The following is a 22,158-nucleotide window of genomic DNA, read 5'->3' on the forward strand; positions in this document are numbered from 1 at the left end:
TTGATAGGTCAGAGGTGTAAGTGCGGTAACGTATTTAGCTGACTGATACTAATAGGTCGAGGGCTTGACCAAATAAAAGTTGTAAATACATTAATAGAGAGGAAACTCGACTCACATGCATTCGCTGAGTTCTCATAGAGTAAGTTCAGTTGACTAAATCAAAGATTTAGACTTTCACTTAACTTCGAGTAACAAAATATAAAATTTTGGCTCTCACTTATGTGCAATTTTGAAAGAATAAAAACTTTCAAAAAAAGCTTGACATGTTATGTTGAGTGATGTATAATAAATGTGTAGATTTGGTGATGATGGCATAGAGGTAACACTCCTTCCCATTCCGAACAGGACAGTTAAGGTCTATAGCGCCGATGGTACTGCATGGGAGACCGTGTGGAAGAGTAGGACGTTGCCAGGTAAAACACAAAAAGGATCTTTAGCTCAGTTGGTTAGAGCAACCGGCTCATAACCGGTAGGTCCGGGGTTCGAGTCCCTGAAGGTCCACCATTTATGGGGGTATAGCTCAGTTGGGAGAGCACCTGCCTTGCACGCAGGGGGTCAAGAGTTCGAATCTCTTTATCTCCACCATTAAGTAAAAGTTATGAAGTAATTCATAACTTTTTTTTTATATAATTATATAGTATAAATAATGCGTTTATGCATTATTTATACTATAATTAATTTAGGATAATATTATTAGAAAAAAGTAGTATTAGGTTATAATATGCTGCAATATTATTTGTATATGGGAGGGTAGAAAGTGAATTCTATTGAAAGAAGAGATAATATTGTTGAATTATTAGTTAAAAGTAATAAGCCAATTAAAGGGACAACAATAGCTGAAAAATATGGAGTTACTAGGCAGATAATTGTAAAGGATATAGCTATACTTAGAGCAACAGGTAAAAATATAATAGCAACTCCAGATGGATATATAATTAATAGAAAAGATAAAAATATAAAAGCTATAATTGCTGTCAGCCATACAGAAGATGAAATGTTTGATGAAATGAATAGTGTAATTAAATATGGAGGAACAATTGAAGATGTTATTGTAGAACATCCATTATATGGTGAAATAAGAGGCATGCTTATGATAAGAAATTTAAATGAATTAAATAAATTTATGATTAAGTATAATAATCAAAAGGCGAAATTGTTATCTGTATTAACAAATGGTGTGCATATTCATACTATTTCAGCAGATAGTCAGGAAAATCTTGAACTGATTATTCAAGAATTAAAAGATAAGAACTTTATAGTTTCTGATTAGGAGGATATATTATGGATTATGATGTACTGATATTAGGTGGAGGAATAATAGGGTGTGCAGTAGCTTATGAATTATCAAAGTACAATATAAATATTGCACTTATAGAGAAAGATTATGATGTTGCTAATGATATATCATTTGTAAATACAGCTGTAGTTTATGATGGGTCAGAAGCATTTGATGATAAGATGGCTTTGTTAGAAAAAGAAGGAAGCAAATTAATTGAGCAACATTGTAAGAAATTTAATGTTGATTATAGAAAAGTTGGTGCTTTGAGAATATCTTCATCTAATATTAATGATAATAGAATTAATAATATTTATGAAAGAGCTAAAGAAAGAGGGATTTCAGGAGTACATATAATTAACGAAAGTGATATTTATGATATTGAACCTAATTTAAAGGTTAAAGCTAATAAAGCATTATATTGTGAAAATACAGCAGTTATTTCTCCTTATAATTTAGCTATATCTTATGCAGAAGTAGCTGCTGATAATGGTGTTAATTTTAGATTAGAAGAAAAAGTTATCGATATAAGAAAAATTTCTAAAGGTTTTAAAGTTACTACTAGTAAAAATAAATTTACTTGTAAGTTTGTTGTTAATACTATACCAAATGAAATATACAATGATGAAGATGAAGATATATGTGATGAAATACAAAGTGAAATAATAAGCAAAAAGATGAATTATATATTATTTAATGAGAAATCAGATAATTATATGAATAATATAGTTACACGAGATTTAGATGAAAATGCATTCATAATAAATATACCTACTAGCTCCAATGGAAATTTAATAGGAATAAAAGGATATAATTCACTTGATTTGGATAAAGGTTTAGAATTATGTAAAAAAATAATAAAAGATATAAGCAAAGAGGATATTACAAATATTTTTACTGAAACATATAGTAAAGATAATGTATTTATTGATGAAACAAAATTAGAAGATGGATATATTAAAGTAAGAGGAAGTCATTATGCAAAGATAACAATTGCTCCAGCAATTGCATGCAAAATAGAAGAAACTCTAAAGGCAAGTATGAATATAACTAAGAAGAGAGGTTATATTGATAAAAAGAGAGATGTATATATATTTAAAAATCTTACCAAGGAACAAAAGAACGAAATTATAAGTTTAGATAGTAGATATGGTCATATTATTTGTAGTTGTAATAATATAACTGAGGGAGAAATTGTAGACTGTATAAGAAGGCCTTTAGGGGCAAGAACAGTTGAAGGTGTGAAGAGACGTACAGGCATAGGATTAGGAAGCTGTAATGGTGCTTATTGTAGCATGAAAGTTATTAAAATATTAGCTAGAGAAATGGGAAAAAGCGTTTTAAACATAGTTGATGATTCTATGAATTCAAAAGTCTTAGTTGGAAGAATAAAAGAATTTAAAGAAATATAATAAAGAGGTATGCTATTATGAAAAAAAAAGATATCTTTACAAGCTTAGTAAGAGTAAAAGGAGATCCTAATCATAAAGTAATTTCTGTTAAAAGTACTAAGCCTATTGAAAAAGTTTTATGGAGAGAATTCTCAAAGGTACTTAGTAGAATTTATATAAGTACGCCTATAGATATTGGTGATACTATATGTAAGAATATAATGAATACTGGTATTGATATAATATCTACTAGAAAGATTGATTAAAAATAATATTTAATAATTATATTATAGAGAGACTAGAGTTTACAAATTAGCTCTAGTTTTTATTTTAGAAAGATTAAAATGTAAAAAAATAGGAGGATAAATATACTAAATAGCATATAATCATAGAATATAATAAATTTTATAAAAAATTGTAATAAAAGTGTTGACATAAGCAAATATGATTGCTATAATTAATATTGTCGTGAGACACGGAGAGATGGTCGAGTTGGTTTAAGGCACCGGTCTTGAAAACCGGCGTACCTTCACGGGTACCTAGGGTTCGAATCCCTATCTCTCCGCCATTTTTTTTATCTAAAAATAATTTGGTAAAATATAGTCTTTGGAGAATTACTCAAGTGGCTGAAGAGGCGCCCCTGCTAAGGGCGTAGGTCGGGTAACTGGCGCCCGGGTTCAAATCCCGGATTCTCCGCCAAAAAACATCTAACAAAACTGTTAGATGTTTTTATTTATATACGATTATATAATTTAATTTTAAAACAAAAGATATATAATAAGGTTTTAAATTTTCTAGAAAATATTTATTAGCTATAGAGAAAACTAAAAGTATAACAATATTTTAATAAAAAATAGTAAGCGTAAATAAAAGAAAATATATTGATAAATGGCTGTGTTAGTTAGTAGACTATATATAAATTTAATATTTCTAGAAATATTAAAAAAATTTAAATAAATTTAAATAAAAATGTTGACATAAATAAATATGATTGCTATAATTAATCTTGTCGTGAGACATGGAGAGATGGTCGAGTTGGTTTAAGGCACCGGTCTTGAAAACCGGCGTACCTTCACGGGTACCTAGGGTTCGAATCCCTATCTCTCCGCCATTTAAAATAATTAAATTATTTAGAAGGCACATGGAGAATTACTCAAGTGGCTGAAGAGGCGCCCCTGCTAAGGGCGTAGGTCGGGCAACTGGCGCCCGGGTTCAAATCCCGGATTCTCCGCCAAAAAACATCTAACAAAACTGTTAGATGTTTTTTTATTATAAAAAATAATAATATAATTATATTGTAATGGTTATTTTATAAGATTAACTATAGAGAGCTAATTTTGTAATAGAGTATATGGACAAGGCTCTATTAATACACTAAATAAATATTTATTTGAAAAATCAAATGTAATATAAGAGCTATTTCATGTTATAAGAAGTGTGGATTTATTGAAGAAGGAATTAAGAGAAATAAATGGAAAGTATTTAGATATCATAGTAATGGGAATACTTAGAGATGAAGTTATAAAATAGATTATAAAGTTTTACAAGAATTAGAGGTGATGATAGTGAGTATAAGATTTATTTATGGAAGAGCTGGTACTGGAAAAAGTGAATTTTGTATAAATTCAATAGAACAAAGATTAATGCAGGATGAAGATAATAAGCTTATATTAATAGTTCCTGAGCAATATACCTTTGTTACAGAAAATAAGATTTTAAAGCATATAGGTGAAAAAGCATTACTTAGGACTCAAGTATTAAGCTTTAAGAAGATGGCTCGTGAAGTATTTGATGAGTGTGGTGGGCGTGTTAAAGAGATAATAAGGGAATCTGGAAAGAATATGCTTATTCATAAGGTACTTAACGAAAATATTGATGATTTAGACTATTTTAAAAAAATATCGAGAGAACAAGGATTCAATGAAATAGTATCAGAGGTAATAAAAGAATTTAAGAAATATAATGTAGATACAGAAACACTTCATAGTATTAATACGAAAATAGAGGATTCAGAATTAGTTCAAAAGTTACAAGAGCTTTCAGTTATTTATGAAGCATTTAATTTAAAAATGCATGAAAGATATATCGATGGTGATGATGAATTAACATTATTAAATAAAAAGTTAATTGAATGTGATATATACAAGGGTGCAGAAGTATGGATAGATGAATTTACTACATTTACTCCTCAGCAGATGGAAACTATTCGTTTACTAGCAAAGAGATGTAAAAGAGTAAATATAACTTTATGTATGGAAAATAGAGAATTTGATAAGGATAATCCTGATATATTCGATTCCATAAAGAATACTGAAAATAAAATATTGAAAATGATGAAGGAAAATAATATTGCTTATGATAAACCTATTGATTTAAATAAAGATACTCCATATAGATTTAAAAATAGTAAAGAGCTTGAGCATGTTGAAAAATATTTTTTCACTTATCCTTTTAATGAATATAAGAAAAAATGTAATAGACTTAGTTTATATAAGGCCAATAATGTATATGATGAAATTGATAGAGTTGCTAAAAGTATAGTTTCGTTAGTTAGAGACAAGAAATACAGATATAGGGATATTTCTGTAGTATGTAGAAATATAGAGGATTATGAGAAGATAACTTCTGTTATATTTAAAGATTATGATATTCCTTATTTCTTAGATAAAAAAATACAGCTGTTAAGTAATCCATTAATAATTCTTATAACATCGGCTTTTGAAATATTATTTAAAAATTGGTCATATGAGAGTGTATTTAAATATTTAAAAACAGGCTTAACAGGTATGGGAAGAGCTGAAATAGATAAACTGGAGAACTTTGTACTTGAATATGGAGTAAAGGGTTATAAATGGACTGGAAAAGAAATAATTAGTGAAGAATGGTTTAACGGAAATAATGAAGAACTTACAACTGAAAAAGTTGAAATATCAGAACTTATGGAAGAAGTAAGAGCACCATTATTAAAGTTCCATAAGAAAATAAATAAAGAAACTAAAGTAAGAGATATATGTAAAGCAATATATGAATTTTTAATAGATATAGATGTTCTTAAAAGAATAAATGAATGGATTGATAATTTCGAAGAACTAGGATTAGAAGATAAGGTAAGAGAATACAGCCAAGTTGAAGAATTTGTAGTTAATATACTTGACCAGGCTGTAGATGTAATGGGAGATGAAGTTATAGATTCATATGAATTCTTTAAAATTCTTAATTCAGGATTTACAAATGAGGAAATTGGAGTCATTCCTGTCGCATTAGATCAAGTTAATATAGGTGATGTAGCAAGAATTAAGGGGAGAGAAGTTAAAGTTTTATATATTGTAGGAATTAATGATGGAGTATTTCCTAGTGGTAAAAAAGATGAAGGTGTGTTATCGGATAGAGACAGAGATATATTAAGCGAAGTAGGGATAGAACTAGCTTCAACTACTAGAAGTAAAGTATTTGAAGAACAATTTTTAATATATACTGCACTTACTATGAGTTGTGATTATCTTAGACTTTCATATCCAATGGCTGATTTTGAAGGAAAATCATTAAGGCCATCTATTGTAATTTCAAAAATAAAAAAAATTTTTCCATATCTTCAGGAGCAGAGTGCCATATATGACTTAAGCGTTAAAAAGGATAAATTAAGTAGAATTATTGCACCTATTCCTGCATTTAATGAACTTATACTTGCTATAAGAAGAGATTTTGATAAGGAAGATATAGAAGAGTATTGGCCAGAAGTATATAACTGGTTTAAAAATAATATTAGCTATGATGATAAAGTTCAAAACATATTTAAGGGATTAAATTATTCTAATATAGGAGATATGGTAGCTAAAAAGAAATTAAGAAAGTTATATCAAGATGATATGGGGAAACTCGTATTTAGTGTATCAAGATTAGAAAGATATGCAGAATGTCCATTTTCATATTTTATTCAGTATGGACTTAAAGCTAAAAATAGAAAAGTATATGAATTTACACCACCAGATTTAGGTTCATTTGTACATGATGTTTTAGACTCATTTACTGTAAAGGTAAAAGATGAAGGAGTATTATGGAGTGAATTAAATAGCAATAGATGTAAGCAGATTGTAGATGAATTAATAGATAAAAAATTGAAAGAAGAAACTAATTCTATTTTGAATAGTAGTAAAAGATTTAAATATCTTTCAAAAAGATTTAAGAGAGTAATAACTAAATCTGTTTCTGTAATTGCAGAGCAGATAAGTAAAGGAGAATTTGAAGTATTCAAAACTGAATTTAATTTTGGTAATAGAAATACAGGAGAGGCTATTGCACTTGATTTAGAAGATAATGAAAAGATTTATCTACAAGGAAGAATTGATAGAATTGATACTCTTGATTTAGACGGACAGACTTATGTAAGAGTTGTAGATTATAAAACAGGAGCTAAGAAATTTGATTTAAATGAATTATATTATGGGCTTCAGATGCAGTTACTTGTTTATTTAGATGCGCTTATTAGAAATTCTAAGTATATTTTAGAGAAGCAAGTAAAACCAGGTGCTGTTTTATACTTTAAAATTGATGACCCTATTATCAAGAGTAAAAAGGAAATGACAACAGAAGAAGTTGAAAGAGAAGTTCTTGAGAACTTAAAGATGAAAGGTCTTGTTTTAAAAGATGCCAGAGTTGTGAGAGCTATGGATAAAGATATAGATGGATATTCATTAGTTATTCCAGCAGCATTTAAAAAAGATGGAGACTTTAAGGCTAACAGCAGTGTTGTTACAGAAGAGGAATTTGATTTATTAAGAGAGTATGTTAATGATAAGATGATTTCATTATGTGAAGATATGCTTAGTGGAGAGATAAAAATAGAACCAATAAAACATGCTAATAGAACTCAATGTGAATACTGCGATTTTTCTTCAATATGTCAGTTTGATACTGGGATAAAAGATAATAAGTATAAAACTATAATTAATAAATCTCAAAATGAAATATGGGATAACATACGTAAAGAAGTTGAAAGTCATAAAGACAAGGAAGGAGGAAAAGAATGAGCGGAGGACCTAAGTGGACAAAAGAGCAGTTAAGTGCAATTGAAACAAGGAATTGCAATTTATTGGTGGCTGCGGCTGCTGGTTCTGGTAAAACAGCAGTTTTAGTTGAAAGGATTATAAGAATAATCACAAATGAAGAAAATCCAGTAGATATCGATAGATTACTTGTTGTTACATTTACAAATGCTGCAGCTGCAGAAATGAGAGAAAGAATAGCGGCTGCAATATCTAAAGCATTAGATAAGAATCCTAATTCAAGAAATCTGCAAAAGCATCTTACTTTATTAAATAGAGCTAATATTACGACTATGCATTCATTTTGTTTAGATGTCATAAAGAATAATTTTCATAAAATTGACCTTGATCCATCTTTTAGAATTGGAGATCAAACGGAAGGTATATTAATTAAAGCTGAAGTTATAGAAGAGTTATTTGAAGATAAATATGATAATGATGATGAAGATTTTACTAAACTTGTAGAAGCATTTAGTTCATATAAAAATGATGATAAATTAAGAGATATTATCTTAGATCTATATAATTTCACCATGTCGGGACCGTGGCCAGAAAAATGGCTTAAGAATAGTGCTGAAGCTTTTAATATAAATTCGATTGAAGAGCTTAATGAGAGTACTTGGGTCAAGATATTATGTGAAAGTATAAAAGTAGAGCTTGAAGGATATATGAAAATGCTTGAAAAAGCAATAGATATAATCAATGATACAGAAGGTCTTGAAGTTTATCTTGATAATTTTAGTGATGAATTATTTAGTATAAAAAAAGCATATGAAGCATCTGATTTAGGATTAAATGAAACATATGAAGCACTAATAAAAATAACCTTTGGACGTTTAAAGGCTGTTAAGAAGAATTCTGTATCAGATGAAAATGCTCAAAATGTTGTTAAGAAAATTAGAGATGATATAAAGAAGAAAATAAATGATTTAATTGATAACACATTTGCTGTCACACCAGAAGATATGCTTTTAAATATTCAAGGTGCATATCCATACATTAAAAAGCTTACAGAACTTGTATTAGAATTTAGTGATAGATTTACAAAGAAGAAGAGGGAGAGAAATTTATTAGATTTTAATGATCTTGAGCATTTATGTTTAAAGATTTTGAGTGAAGAAGATGAAGAGCATAATATAAAACTATCAAAAGTTGCTGAAAACTTTAGAGATTATTTTGATGAAGTTCTTGTAGATGAATATCAGGATTCTAATAATGTTCAAGAAACAATAATAGGATTAGTTTCAAGAAGAAATAGTGATGATCCTAATGTGTTTATGGTTGGAGATGTTAAGCAGAGTATATATAGATTTAGACAGGCAAAACCTGAATTATTTATAGAAAAATATAATAGTTATCTTTCAGGCGAAGGATTAAATAGAAAAATTCAACTTTACAAGAATTTCAGAAGCAGGCAAGAAGTAATAGATGGAGTAAACTATATATTCAAAGAAATCATGTCTGAAACTGTTGGAGAACTTGAATATACTGATGATGAAGCATTAAATCTAGGAGCAAGTTATGAATGTGAAGCTGATGAAGATACTATTTTAGGTGGAGCTATAGAAGTTAATATAGTGGATAAGAATTATGAGAATGCTATTAAGGAAGATGGAAATTCTTTAGAGGAAAGTGATGAAGAAGAGCTTGAAAATGTTAATCTAGAAGGCAGGGTAATTGCTAGAAGAATTAAAGAACTTATGTCAAATAGTGGTGATAAGACATTTAAAGTTTTAGATAAGGAAACTGGTGAATATAGAAACTTAAAGTATAAGGATATAGTTATTTTATTAAGAGCTACTAAGAATTGGGCAGATAATCTACTTGATGAATTAGGAGAAGAAGGAATACCAGCTTATGCAGATACAGGTTCAGGATATTTTGAGTCTATTGAAATAAGAACAATAATGTCATTATTAAAAGTTATAGATAATCCAATGCAGGATGTACCTATGATAGCGTTATTAAGATCTCCTATTATGGCTTTTTCAGCAGAGGAATTAAGTGATATAAGATTATTTAACAAGGATGATTACTTTTATAATAATATTTTAAAAATAGTATCAGATGATGAAGAAATAGATTCAACTTTATTTTCAGAAGGATTAATAAGAAAATGTAATAAGTTTTTAGAAAGATTGAATGAGTGGAGAGATAAATCTTTATATATGGCTATTGATGAATTCATATGGTATTTATATATGGATACTGCTTATTACGGGTATGTGGGAGCTATGCCTAATGGAGTTCTTAGGCAGGCTAATTTAAAAATATTATTCCAAAGAGCAAAACAATTTGAACAAACTAGCTTTAAGGGATTATTTAATTTTATTAATTTTGTAAATAAGCTTACAAAATCTTCAGGAGATATGGGAAGTGCAAAGATATTAGGCGAAAATGAAGATGTTGTTAGAATAATGAGTATTCATAAAAGTAAAGGTCTTGAATTTCCAGTAGTATTTTTATGTGGTACAGGAAAACAGTTTAATTTGATGGACTTAAATAAGAGCATATTATATCATGATGAACTTGGAATAGGTCCAGATTATATAGATATTGAAAAAAGATTTGGCATAGGCACTATAGCAAAGGAAGCTATAAAGAAAAAGATGAAGCTTGAAACATTATCAGAAGAAGTTAGAATTTTATATGTTGCATTAACTAGAGCAAAAGAAAAGCTCATAATTACAGGTTCAGTAAATAATATTCAAAAGTCTATTGAAAAATGGTATAGTTCAGCTTCATTAGATAAAAAAGCTATACTTCCTGCTGAAGTTCTTAAGGGAAAAAGTTATTTAGACTGGATTGGAATGGCATTATGTCAGCACAATGATGGAAAGATATTAAGAGAAGCTATTGCTATGAATGATGAAATATCTAAGGATGATAGTTCAAAATGGGAAGTAAATATATATACAAGAGCTGAACTTATTAATAGAGATGATACTGAAGAAGAGGAAGACAACAAAGAGTCTCAAATAGTGAATTCAGAAAAATTGAATGAAGAAATATATGATGAAGTAAGTAGAAGACTTGCTTATGAATATCCATTTAAAGAATCAACAACATTAAAGAGTAATGTATCAGTTTCTGAATTAAAGAGAAGAAATGAAGAAATGAATTATGATTTAGAAGAAATGTTTACTGAGGCAAAACCTATGGAAAGAACTATAATGACGCCTAAGTTTCTTCAAGAGGAAAAGGGTCTTACAGCAGCTGAAAAAGGTACAGCAGTCCATTTTGTAATGAGAAAAATTAATTATGATAAAGTAGAAAATGTAAGCCAAATTAAAGAACAAATACAAGAAATGTATGAAAATGAATTTCTACTTGAAGAAGAAGTTAAAGCAGTAAATCCATATAAGATATTAAGTTTCTTTAAATCTAATATAGGTAGAGAAATATTAAAACTTCATAAAGAAGGAAAGAAAATATATAGGGAAATACCTTTCTATACTGAAATAAGCAGTAGAGAAATAAATAATGAACTTGACGACAGATATAAAGATGAAATGGTAAGACTTCAAGGGATTATTGACTGCTTCTTCGAAGATAAAAATGAGTTAATATTATTAGATTATAAAACTGATTATGTAGAAAAGGGAAAAGAAGATGAACTTAAAGATAAATATAATAAACAGTTAGATTATTATAGCGAAGCTTTATATAAGATGACTAATAAAAAAGTATCTAAAAGATATTTATACTCATTCTATTTAGAAAAAATAATTGAATTATAAATACTCAAAATAAGATAATATAAAAAGGAGCTAAAAATTTAGCTCCTTTTTAATTATAGTATATTATTTTATTAGTATTTTACTTCCTCTAGGAACATTAGAATAGATCCATTTTGCATCGTCAACAGATAGCCTTATACAACCATGAGATGCAGGTGAATTTAGGGTATAATCTAAAATAGTTTTTTTATCTCTTGCAAATGGAACAGAATGAAATAATATATCTCCTGTTATTTGAGTCCAATACTTACCACCCTGTTCAAATTTTTCAGAAAAGAACCAATCTCCTTTTTCTTGGACACTAAATGATCCACAAGGAGTATCTTCTCCAGAAATACCTGTAGAACAAGGACAGGTTCTTATAAGATTCCAGTTACCATCCTTTCTTTTATATATATAGGTTTTTTGATTATCTAAATTTACATTTATCAAATAGGACGTATTACTTGTTATGTTTAATGTATTGATATTGCTAGGTGTTATTGTAGAAGTTAGAGCATTAGAAGTGGCTTCAGCTATAGAAGAATTTTTGTCATAGTATGCCTGTTGCATAGATTTTAATTGAGCTATTTTATTTTTTATATCTGGATCATTACTTGAAAGTGTTTCATTTTCTGTAAGTATTGAAATTGCTTTACTATAATAGTCTTTAGAAGCTAATTCATCACAGTAAGCTAAAATATTTTCTTTTATTTTTTTCTTTGATTCATTTATATATTTCACTGCATAATTATAATTCAAATCTAAATATGAAACCTTTTTTAAACAATTAAGAGCATTTGTATAGTCTTCATTATTAAAATAAGAGATTCCTTCGGTATATTTAGAAGAAGAATTTTTCATTGAATTTAAGGAATATGAAAGTGTAGTCAATTCTTCATGAGATAAGATATTATATCTATCAATCTCTTTAATTTGCAGTAATATATCTTCGTCAGAAAGATTACCATTGGATATGGAATCATATAATTCATTTACTTTATAAGAAAAATAATTTTTTAAGTCTCTATTTATAAAAAGCGGTTTAAAAGGGTTAATATTTTCTTGGGTTAATAAGATATTGTTTGCTTGTGAATAATTAAAACTATCAAATTGAGTTTTAAAATTAGCAAAAGTTAAATTATATCTATAAAAACCGTAACCACTAATGCCTAGGAATATTATTAATAAACTTAGATATATTATATGTATTTTTTTTATTGTAAATTTAAATAAATATTTGCATGTATTCAAAAGAATTCCTCCCCGAAATTAACTGAGCTTAATAAAGAATATTTGGCAATATTGTAAATATATTTAAATTAGGTACAACTAATTTTAAATATATTTATAATATTAACAATAAAAGCAAATAATAAACCTTGATATTTCAAGTATTTTAATTATGATATAATGAAACATGGTTTATATAACTAAAGAATATTATTGGAGGAAAAAATGAAAGGAAAAACTAATATATTTAATACATTTATTAGATCTATTTATGATGTAAGTTCTTTTTCTGTGTCAGCAAAACGTGGATTTAAAAGAGCTGTAATGTATATGTTATTACTAACAATAATATTAGGAGGAATAAAAGGCATTTTTTTAGGAAGAAATTATTATAAACAGGTTTCTAAAATAAGCTATATACTTCAAAAAAATTATTATAATATATATATTTATAATAATGAATTAAATACAGATAATTCTCCAATTATGTTCAAAGATATAGATAAATTATCATTATATATTGATGATAAAAAAACAGTGACAGATAAATTAGATAATATTAATGAAACTGCATATGATAATAGTAATCTTTTAATATTAAAAGATGGAATTATTTATAAAAATATTGATAATACATATACAGTAAAATATAGTACATTTTTAAATGGAAAAAGTATTAATAATATTGAACTACAGTCATATATAAAAAAATTAAATTTTATTTTTCCAATTATATTTATTATAAGTAAAATTTTAATTATGCTAGTAAATTTATTAGTAGATTATTTGATTATTGTGACAATAGCTTCTCTTATTGCTTTGTTTATGAAAATGGTAGTTAAATATGGAGCTTTATGGTCACTTGTTATATATGCCTCAACCTTGCCACTTATAATAGTAACTATATTAGAGATAATAAGACCAGATGTTGATTTTGAAACAACATTTATAATTGGTACCTTAACTTATATGATTATAATATTTAAAAGTATAAAGGCTGAAATAATAGCACGCTTTATTAAAAAGGAATTATAAAGTAAAAAATATTTCATTTATATAATAAATATAAATGAAATATTTTTTATGCTGTACTTTTGTGGATAATATAATTAATTAGTTTCTAGAATAATATCTTTAGAAACACTATTACTTTTTGATTTTTTTTGAATGAAGTAATCTACAATTAATGCTATTGCACCATCACCAGTAACATTTGTAGCAGTACCAAAACTATCTTGAGCTGAATGAAGAGCTATCATTATAGGCTTTTCTAAATCTCCAAATCCAAGCATACCTTCAAGCATACCTAAAGCAGCCATAACTCCACCGCCTGGTACACCAGGTGCAGCAACCATTGTAATACCAAGCATAAATATGAATGGCATCATTAGTTGAAAAGTAGGAATCTGTCCTTTCATTAGCATAACACCAATTGATGTTAATACAATAGTTATAGTATCTCCTGCTAGATGAATAGTAGCACAAAGTGGAATAACTAAATCAGCAACTTCTTCTGAAACTTTATTTTCTTTTGCACATTCTAAAGTAACAGGAATAGTTGCAGCAGAAGATTGAGTACCAGCAGCTGTAAGATATGCAGGTATCATTGATTTTAATAGTTTAAATGGATTTTCTTTTCTTAATGCTCCTGCAATTAAATATTGGCAAACTAAATAGCATATTTGTAGTGAAAATAATACAATATATACAGTAGCAAATGATTTTAGTGTAGTAAAAATTTCACCTGTTAAGCTAAGTTTTGCAAATATGGCACCAATGTAAACAGGAACTAGTGGAATTAATATATTGTTGATAATCATTGAAACTATCTTACTAAATTCATCAAATCCCTTTAATAATGAACTATTTTTAATTTTTGAAAGACCTATTCCAAAGATGAAAGCAAAAACTAATGCAGACATTATATTTAGCATAGGTGGAATACTAATTGTAAAATATGGGTCTACATTTATATTAGATTCAGCCGATAAGGTCGAATTTGTAATTAATTTTGGTAGAAGAGCAGATCCTAAAAAGAAAGCTGCTGTACCTGCAATTATAGTAGATGTATAGGCTAAGATTGTAGTTCCTAAAAGAACTTTACCAGAGTTTTTTCCCAATGTAGCTATACCTGGAACTATAAATGCAATTATTATAAGTGGAATTACAAATGAGAGAAAATTACCAAATAAAGTACTGAAAGTAGATAATATTCTTACTGGAAAATTAATATTGGTTGATTTACAAATCAACCCTAATCCTATTCCAAGTATAAGTGCTAAAAAAATACGTTTTATAAGTGAAAATTGTTTCATAGTCAAAAGCCCCCTTTTTAAAGTGTGTTTGTATGAAAAACAAATGTACACTTTACAAGTACAAATATACCATTATATTATAGTTTTAGTCAATAGAATTTTTTTAAATGCTGATGGAATAGTCATTAGATAAATATTAAGGGGATATGTTTTATTGTATATCAGCTTTAATATTTGTTTGTTAATAAACTTATAATATTTATTTATAAACTTGATTATTATGTAAGCTTGTGATAATATATGAGTGTTGGTAAAAAATATGGAGCGTTAGTTAAACGGATATAACTTACCGCTACGGACGGTACATTGAGGGTTCGATTCCTTCACGCTCTGCCAGTTTATGAAAATGACTTAATCTTAAGATTAAGTCATTTTTTGTTATCTTCAATTTTTAAAATAATACCTTTAAATATATTTTTTGGTTAAAAAAGCTTTGATGTATAATTAAAAAAGTTTTTAGCGTATATTTATTTATCAGTAGGTTAAGTTAAACACAGAAATAATAATATAGATTAGTGGAGTATAATATCTATGGATGTAAGTATATTGGTAAATTTATTTGATATTCATAATGAAGCTGCCTTATTAACTATAGATAAATTAAAACCAGATAGAGTTATTTTTATTATTGATGAAGAGTTTTCAGAGGTATATAAAAAAGTTTTTCAATATTACGCAGATAATTTTAAAAATATAAAATTTGAATCTTATGTAATAAAGACTGGAGATATTGAAGCTATAAATAGAATAATATATTCAATACATTTAGAAAACTCTGTTATTAATATTACTGGTGGTAAAAGAATTAATAGTCTTATACTTTTAAATCAAGCTATAAAGTTACATTTTAAGATAATTTATGTTGATGTTCTTAATAAAAAATGGTATAGCTTAGGTGAAAATATAAATGTAAGTGAAGAAGAATTTAAGGATATTATGATAGATGATCTTATTAATCTTTCTGGAGCTGATGTAGTTATGGATTCTTCAGAATTAAGCGAGAAAAAAGAAATTATTGAAATAACTAAGAATATCTATAGAAACTTAGAGTTGTGGTATAAATATAAATCTAAATTGTATGATGGAAATATTTTTGTACACGATCCAATGAATCCAAAAACTATAATAATAAATTTAGAAAATATAACTGACCGTGAGTTAACAGTTCTGATAAAATCATTAAATTATTTAAAGGGTATAGATTGTATTAAATATAATCAAATTGAAAATACCATTAAAGTTATATTTATTAAGAACTATGTAAAAAGTTTTATATTTAAAAGTGGAACGTGGCTTGAAGTACTTACTAATATAGTTATCAAGGAAATTACTGAAGTTGATGAAGCAAAAAGTGGAGTAGTATTTATGTGGAATGAAGGTCACCAAAAAATACGAAATGAACTTGATGTAGTCGCTGTAAAAGACTCAATATTAATATGTATATCATGTAAAGATAGTCAAAAATATGATGAGAATGCATTAAATGAACTTGATGTATATAGTAAGAGGATTGGTGGAAATACAGTAAAAAAGATACTTGTTGCTACTAAAAAACCATTAAAAGAATGTGTAGCTGAAAGAGCCAAGGCTATGGATATAAATTTAATAGTTTTAGATAAAGATATAGATAATTTCAAAGAGGAATTGACAAGGGTAATTAATAAAAAATGAGTTTATCAAAACTTGATAAACTCATTTTTTTTAGCTATTTATGTCCTATATGTTCTCCCATCTTAACAGCGCATTCAAATCCAAGTTGTGTTTGATGTATAATATCTTCATCAATTTTAACTTTACCTTTTTCCAGGAATAATATAGTTGTTGACCCTCCAAATTTGAAGTATCCTTTTTCATCACCTCTATTTACACGAGAATTTGGCGAATAAGTTTGTATGATAGAACCAACACATGTAGCTCCTACTTCTATAGTTAAAATATCTCCAAAATTATCAGACTTTAGAATAGACCATTCTCTTTTGTTCTCACAGAAAAGTTTAGGAATATTTTTTAATGCAATAGGATTAACTGAATAGTAAGATCCTTTTATTTTGTGGTTAGGACCAATTACACCGGAATCAACGAAGTGGAAACGATGGTAATCAGTTGGGCATAATCGTAATATTAAACATATACCATTTTCGTACTTTGATGCAATAGAATCATCTTTAATTAGTTCACGAAGGCTATAAGTAAGTCCTTTTACTTGAACAAGACTATTTAAATTTATATTTTCATAAGCACTTAGTCTACCATCTCCAGGTGAAATTAGTGTGTTTGGATCATTAGTTATTGGTCTTGCATCAGAAGTTAATTCTCTAGTAAAAAAGTCATTAAAAGAAGTAAAGTCTTCAATTTTTTTTTGAGAAAGATTCATATCAATATTGAATTCTTCAACAAAGGATGATATTTTTTTTGAGCTTAATTTTGTATCGCAATATTTACCGTAAATTTTTGAAAAAACTTTTCTTTTAGCAATCAGCTCAGTAATACCTTTCCCCATAGGTGACTCATATGTCCATTCAATATATTTTTTTCCTGCAACAAGCTCAGTTTCGTAGGATTTGGTTTTTCTATTATATACTTGAATCATATATGCTTTTGCTTAATCCTAAATATTAGTTAAAGCAAGTATCCTCCCTTTCTTAAATAACGTTTTTATTAAAATTCTCAAAAAGTATATTTATAGTTAACATATAAATATATAATTTACATTAATTCTATCATACATACTTTAAATTTCAAAAAATTAGACTATTTCGTATAGAAAGATGGTTAACTTTTATGCTAAATGGTATAATATTACTAATAGGCTAGGGAAATATACTATAGAAAATGAGGAGATAAATGTGAATAAGACAAAAAAATTAATATTTGAATCTGCAATTAAGATTTTTTCTGAATCAGGATATAGAGGAGCAACTATGGATGATATAGCTGCAAATGCAGGTTTAGCTAAAGGAACATTATATTATCATTTTGTAAGTAAAGAAGAAATATTTAACTTTATAGTTGAAGAGGGAATTCAAATACTTCAAAATCAAGTTATGGATATTCAAAAACAGGATATTAATCCTATAGATAAATTAATAAAAATAAGTAGAACTCAGCTTAGTTTTTTTTATGGATACACAGATTTCTTTAAAGTTGTTATGAGTCAGTTATGGGGACATGAAAAAAGACAAGATGAGTTACGTGAAAAAATAAGAAATTATATAAAAGAAATAGAAGTAAATATAAAGAAAGCAATGGAAATGAATGAAATAGAGCAGGGTGATTCAGAATTTATGTCATATGAATTCTTTGGGACATTGTGTAGTGCAGCTGTTTATGAATCAATTCATATTGATAAGGTTGAACTTGAAAAAATTATAGAATCTACAGTAAAGTTCACATTAAAAGGATTAGGAATAGAAATGAAATAAAAAAGGGGATATAAAAATTTATTGAATAACATTAGTAAATACCCAATATATTAAATATTTATTTTCAAAAAATATGAAAAAGTGTATATATTGGGTTGGTTGTTGTGTTAAAATATATAATGTTGTTACATAAATATAAAAAAGTAGTATATGGGGGATTTTAGCTGATGATAAATTTAATAATCGACGACAAAAATATCCAAGTTGAAGAAGGAAAAACTATTATTAATGCTGCATTAGAAAATGGTATAGATGTGCCTTCATTATGTTATTTAAAAGAATGTTCAAATGTGGGGAAATGTGGTGTTTGTGCTGTTGAAATAGAAGGAAAAAATAACTTGGCACTTGCATGTTTAACTAAGGTTGAAGAAGGTATGGTTGTTAGAACTAATACTGAGAAAACTCAGGAAAGAGTTAAAATGAGAGTAGCATCTTTATTAGATAAGCATGAATTTAAATGTGGACTTTGCCCAAGAAGAGAAAATTGTGAATTTTTAAAATTAGTTATTAAATCAAAAGCTAAAGCTAATATACCTTTTGTTGTTGCAGATAAGACTGAATATGTTGATGAAAGAAGTAAATCAATAGTAATTGATAGAGCTAAATGTGTATTATGTGGAAGATGTGTTGCTGCTTGTAAAACAAAAACTGGTACAGGTAATATAGAAATTGCAGGTAAGGGTTCAGAAAGAAAAGTGCAAGCTATAGAAGATAAATGTTTTGATGAAACAAACTGTTTACTATGTGGACAATGTGTTGCTGTATGTCCAGTTGGAGCTTTAAAAGAAAAGTCTCATATTGAAAGAGTTAAAGAGGCTTTAGAAGATACAGATAAACATGTTATAGTTGCTATGGCACCAGCAGTTAGAGCAGCTATGGGTGAGTTGTTTAAAATGGGATATGGAGTAGATGTAACTGGAAAATTATATGCTTCATTGAGACAATTAGGATTTAATAAAGTATTTGATATAAACTTTGGAGCTGATATGACAATAATGGAAGAAGCAACTGAGTTTATAGAAAGGATTAAGGAAAATGGACCATTCCCAATGTTTACATCATGCTGTCCAGGATGGATTAGGCAAGTTGAAAACTATTATCCACAATTTTTGAATAATTTATCCTCAGCTAAGTCTCCTCAACAAATATTTGGGACAGCTAGTAAGACATATTATCCACATATATCTGGATTAAATCCACAGGATGTGTTCACAGTTACGATAATGCCTTGTACTGCTAAAAAGTTTGAAGCTGATAGACCAGAAATGGAATTTGAAGGTTTGAGAAATATTGATGCTGTACTAACTACAAGAGAACTGGCTAAGATGATAAAGGATGCTAAGATTAAATTTGCAGACTTAGAAGATGAACAAGCTGATCTAGCTATGGGTGAATATACTGGTGCTGCTGTTATATTTGGTGCTACAGGTGGAGTTATGGAAGCTGCACTTAGAACAGCAAAAGATTTTATAGAAGATAAAGATTTAGAATATGTTGAATATACACAAGTAAGAGGATTAGAAGGAATTAAAGAAGCAACTGTTGAAATTGGTGGAGAAAACTACAATATCGCAGTTATTAATGGCTCTAAAAACTTAACTGAATTCTTAAAGAGTGGTAGATTAAATGAAAAACAATACCACTTTATTGAAGTTATGGCTTGTGAAGGTGGATGTGTAAATGGTGGTGGGCAACCACATGTAAACTCTAAAGAAAGAGAAAAAGTTAATATTAAAACAGTAAGAGCTTCTGTATTATATAATCAAGATAAAAATGCAACTAAGAGAAAATCTCATAAAAATACAGCAATATTAAAAATGTATGATACTTATATGGGTGTACCAGGACATGGAAAGGCTCATGAATTATTACACATAAAATATACTAAATAGAAATAGTTAATTTAAAGACAAGCTATATCTAAATAATTTAAAATTATTTAGATATAGCTTATTTTTATCTGTTATTATTTAATGTTTATAATAAAAAAGATATAGCCCATAAGAGCTATATCTCATACAATTAATTTTTATTTGCAAATTCTAAGTATTCATCAAATGTCATAGTTCTATCTACTATAGTTCCATCATCTTTAATATCGATAATTCTGTTAGCTATAGTTTGAACGAATTGATGGTCATGAGAAGCGAATATAATATTGCTGTTGTAATCTTTTAAGCCGTTATTTACAGCTGTGATAGATTCAAGATCAAGGTGATTAGTAGGTTGATCTAACATTAATACATTTGCATTAGAAAGCATCATCTTAGATAACATACATCTAACTTTTTCTCCCCCTGAAAGTACATTAGCTTCTTTCAATGCTTCTTCTCCAGAGAATAACATTCTTCCTAAGAAGCCTCTGATGTAGCTTTCAGATTTTTCATCTGAGTATTGTCTTAACCAGTCAACTAATGAAAGGTGACAGTTTTCGAAGTATTCAGTGTTATCTGTTGGGAAGTAAGCATTAGTAATAGTTATTCCCCATTTATATTCACCACTATCTGGTTCCATTTCACCAGCTAATATTTTGAATAAAGTAGTTACAGCAATTTCGTTACCGATTAGGGCAATCTTATCACCTTTATTAACCATGAAGTTAACATTGTCTAATACTTTAACACCATCTACAGTCTTAGATAAATCTTTAACTGTTAATATATCATTACCAACTTCTCTTTCAGGTTTGAATCCAACGAATGGATATCTTCTGCTTGATGGTTGGATATCATCTAAAGTGATTTTTTCTAATAATTTCTTTCTAGAAGTAGCTTGTTTTGATTTAGAAGCATTCGCACTGAATCTTGCGATAAAGTCTTGAAGTTCCTTAATCTTTTCTTCTTTCTTCTTATTTTGGTCTTTAGCCATTTGAAGAGCTAATTGGCTTGATTCATACCAGAAATCATAGTTACCAACATAAAGTTTTATCTTTCCAAAGTCAACATCAGCCATTTGAGTACATACTGAGTTTAAGAAGTGTCTGTCATGGGATACAACTATAACAGTTCCTTCAAAATCACCAAGGAAATCTTCTAACCAGTTAACAGCCTTTAAGTCAAGACCGTTAGTAGGTTCGTCTAGGATAAGGATTCCTGGGTTACCGAATAAAGCTTGAGCTAAAAGAACTTTAACTTTTTCAGCTTCCTTTAATTCAGACATCATTTTAAAATGATAGTCAGTACCTATTCCTAAACCTTGTAATATTGTCGAAGCTTCTGATTCTGCTTCCCAACCATTAAGTTCTGCAAATTCACCTTCAAGTTCAGAAGCTCTTATACCATCTTCATCAGAAAAATCAGGTTTAGCATATATTTCATCTTTTTCTTTCATTATTTCATATAATCTTTTATTACCCATGATTACAGTTTCAAGAACTTGGAATTCATCATATTTATAGTGATCTTGTTCTAAAACTGACATTCTTACGTTAGGAGCAATAATTACTTCACCAGTATTAGGTTCTACATCGCCAGATAATATTTTAAGGAATGTTGATTTACCAGCTCCATTTGCACCGATAACACCATAACAGTTACCAGCAGTGAACTTTATATTTACATCCTCAAATAGTTTACGGCCACCGAATCTTAAACTAACATTTGAAACGTTTATCAATATATTTCTACCTCATTTCTAAATATGTAATATTTTTAATACATAAATCTATGATTATTTTAAATAATAGGGCTTAAGAGCCTTAAATTTAAAAATATAACTTATTTATGTATATATTAAGCAAATTTAACGTTATGTTGCTTAT

At 27.9% G+C, this 22,158-nt stretch carries 13 protein-coding genes, 7 tRNA genes and 2 rRNA genes; 18 read left to right on the top strand and 4 right to left on the bottom strand.

The features are described from left to right. The 13 genes from HF850_RS03870 to addA form a co-directional block, all read left to right on the top strand. A 23S ribosomal RNA gene (locus tag HF850_RS03870) occupies window positions 1-72 on the top strand; the annotation flags it as partial. 226 nt (window positions 73-298) lie between these two features. Continuing rightward, window positions 299-415 (top strand): 5S ribosomal RNA (gene rrf / locus HF850_RS03875). Window positions 416-427: 12 nt separating this feature from the next. Next, window positions 428-504 (top strand) — tRNA-Ile (locus HF850_RS03880). 5 nt (window positions 505-509) lie between these two features. Next, window positions 510-585 (top strand) — tRNA-Ala (locus tag HF850_RS03885). A gap of 172 nt (window positions 586-757) precedes the next feature. Next, window positions 758-1,270 (top strand): transcription repressor NadR, encoded by a 513-nt coding sequence (locus HF850_RS03890; protein ID WP_169104175.1) that lies wholly within the window; start codon window positions 758-760, stop codon window positions 1,268-1,270. 11 nt (window positions 1,271-1,281) lie between these two features. Next, on the top strand, window positions 1,282-2,688 hold the full coding sequence (locus tag HF850_RS03895; protein ID WP_169104176.1) for an FAD-dependent oxidoreductase: 1,407 nt from the start codon (window positions 1,282-1,284) through the stop codon (window positions 2,686-2,688). Window positions 2,689-2,705: 17 nt separating this feature from the next. Then, window positions 2,706-2,933 (top strand): DUF1667 domain-containing protein, encoded by a 228-nt coding sequence (locus tag HF850_RS03900; protein WP_169104177.1) that lies wholly within the window; start codon window positions 2,706-2,708, stop codon window positions 2,931-2,933. A gap of 211 nt (window positions 2,934-3,144) precedes the next feature. Beyond that, window positions 3,145-3,235 (top strand) — tRNA-Ser (locus tag HF850_RS03905). Between the two features lie 40 nt (window positions 3,236-3,275). Next, window positions 3,276-3,366, top strand: a tRNA-Ser gene (locus HF850_RS03910). Window positions 3,367-3,687: 321 nt separating this feature from the next. Further along, window positions 3,688-3,778, top strand: a tRNA-Ser gene (locus tag HF850_RS03915). Between the two features lie 32 nt (window positions 3,779-3,810). Then, window positions 3,811-3,901, top strand: a tRNA-Ser gene (locus tag HF850_RS03920). Between the two features lie 331 nt (window positions 3,902-4,232). Then, on the top strand, window positions 4,233-7,694 hold the full coding sequence (gene addB / locus HF850_RS03925) for a helicase-exonuclease AddAB subunit AddB (RefSeq protein ID WP_169104178.1): 3,462 nt from the start codon (window positions 4,233-4,235) through the stop codon (window positions 7,692-7,694). Continuing rightward, window positions 7,691-11,449 (top strand): helicase-exonuclease AddAB subunit AddA, encoded by a 3,759-nt coding sequence (gene addA / locus HF850_RS03930; RefSeq protein WP_169104179.1) that lies wholly within the window; start codon window positions 7,691-7,693, stop codon window positions 11,447-11,449. Before addB ends, addA begins: the two co-directional genes overlap by 4 nt. Before the next feature lie 63 nt (window positions 11,450-11,512). On the opposite strand, the gene HF850_RS03935 is transcribed toward addA, so the two are convergent. Further along, entirely contained in the window at window positions 11,513-12,682 is a 1,170-nt protein-coding gene (locus HF850_RS03935; RefSeq protein ID WP_169104180.1) for a L,D-transpeptidase, read from the bottom strand. Window positions 12,683-12,886: 204 nt separating this feature from the next. On the opposite strand from HF850_RS03935, the gene HF850_RS03940 reads away from it, so the two are divergent. Then, window positions 12,887-13,696, top strand: a complete 810-nt coding sequence (locus HF850_RS03940) for a DUF1189 family protein (protein ID WP_169104181.1) — start codon at window positions 12,887-12,889, stop codon at window positions 13,694-13,696. A gap of 74 nt (window positions 13,697-13,770) precedes the next feature. Here HF850_RS03940 and HF850_RS03945 read toward each other — a convergent pair whose 3' ends face one another. After that, window positions 13,771-14,976, bottom strand: coding sequence for a dicarboxylate/amino acid:cation symporter (locus HF850_RS03945; RefSeq protein ID WP_169104182.1), 1,206 nt, complete (start codon window positions 14,974-14,976; stop codon window positions 13,771-13,773). 261 nt (window positions 14,977-15,237) lie between these two features. Between HF850_RS03945 and HF850_RS03950 the strand changes: the two genes are divergently transcribed. Both HF850_RS03950 and HF850_RS03955 read left to right on the top strand, forming a co-directional pair. After that, window positions 15,238-15,312 (top strand) — tRNA-Arg (locus tag HF850_RS03950). Window positions 15,313-15,507: 195 nt separating this feature from the next. Continuing rightward, window positions 15,508-16,647 (top strand): DUF1887 family CARF protein, encoded by a 1,140-nt coding sequence (locus HF850_RS03955; protein ID WP_169104183.1) that lies wholly within the window; start codon window positions 15,508-15,510, stop codon window positions 16,645-16,647. A 34-nt stretch (window positions 16,648-16,681) separates the two neighbouring features. On the opposite strand, the gene HF850_RS03960 is transcribed toward HF850_RS03955, so the two are convergent. Continuing rightward, window positions 16,682-17,566, bottom strand: a complete 885-nt coding sequence (locus HF850_RS03960; protein ID WP_169104184.1) for a phosphatidylserine decarboxylase — start codon at window positions 17,564-17,566, stop codon at window positions 16,682-16,684. A gap of 256 nt (window positions 17,567-17,822) precedes the next feature. Here HF850_RS03960 and HF850_RS03965 point away from each other — a divergent pair, with 256 nt between their 5' ends. Both HF850_RS03965 and HF850_RS03970 read left to right on the top strand, forming a co-directional pair. Then, a complete protein-coding gene (locus tag HF850_RS03965) occupies window positions 17,823-18,398 on the top strand; it encodes a TetR/AcrR family transcriptional regulator (RefSeq protein WP_169104185.1) in 576 nt (191 codons plus the stop codon). 167 nt (window positions 18,399-18,565) lie between these two features. Next, window positions 18,566-20,290 (top strand): ferredoxin hydrogenase, encoded by a 1,725-nt coding sequence (locus tag HF850_RS03970; RefSeq protein WP_169104186.1) that lies wholly within the window; start codon window positions 18,566-18,568, stop codon window positions 20,288-20,290. A 130-nt stretch (window positions 20,291-20,420) separates the two neighbouring features. Here HF850_RS03970 and HF850_RS03975 read toward each other — a convergent pair whose 3' ends face one another. Then, window positions 20,421-22,013, bottom strand: a complete 1,593-nt coding sequence (locus HF850_RS03975; protein WP_169104187.1) for an ATP-binding cassette domain-containing protein — start codon at window positions 22,011-22,013, stop codon at window positions 20,421-20,423. Window positions 22,014-22,158: the final 145 nt, after the last annotated feature.

The sequence above is a fragment of the Clostridium sp. SM-530-WT-3G genome, from assembly GCF_012843905.1.
In the GTDB taxonomy this organism is placed as follows: Bacteria; Bacillota; Clostridia; order Clostridiales; family Clostridiaceae; genus Clostridium.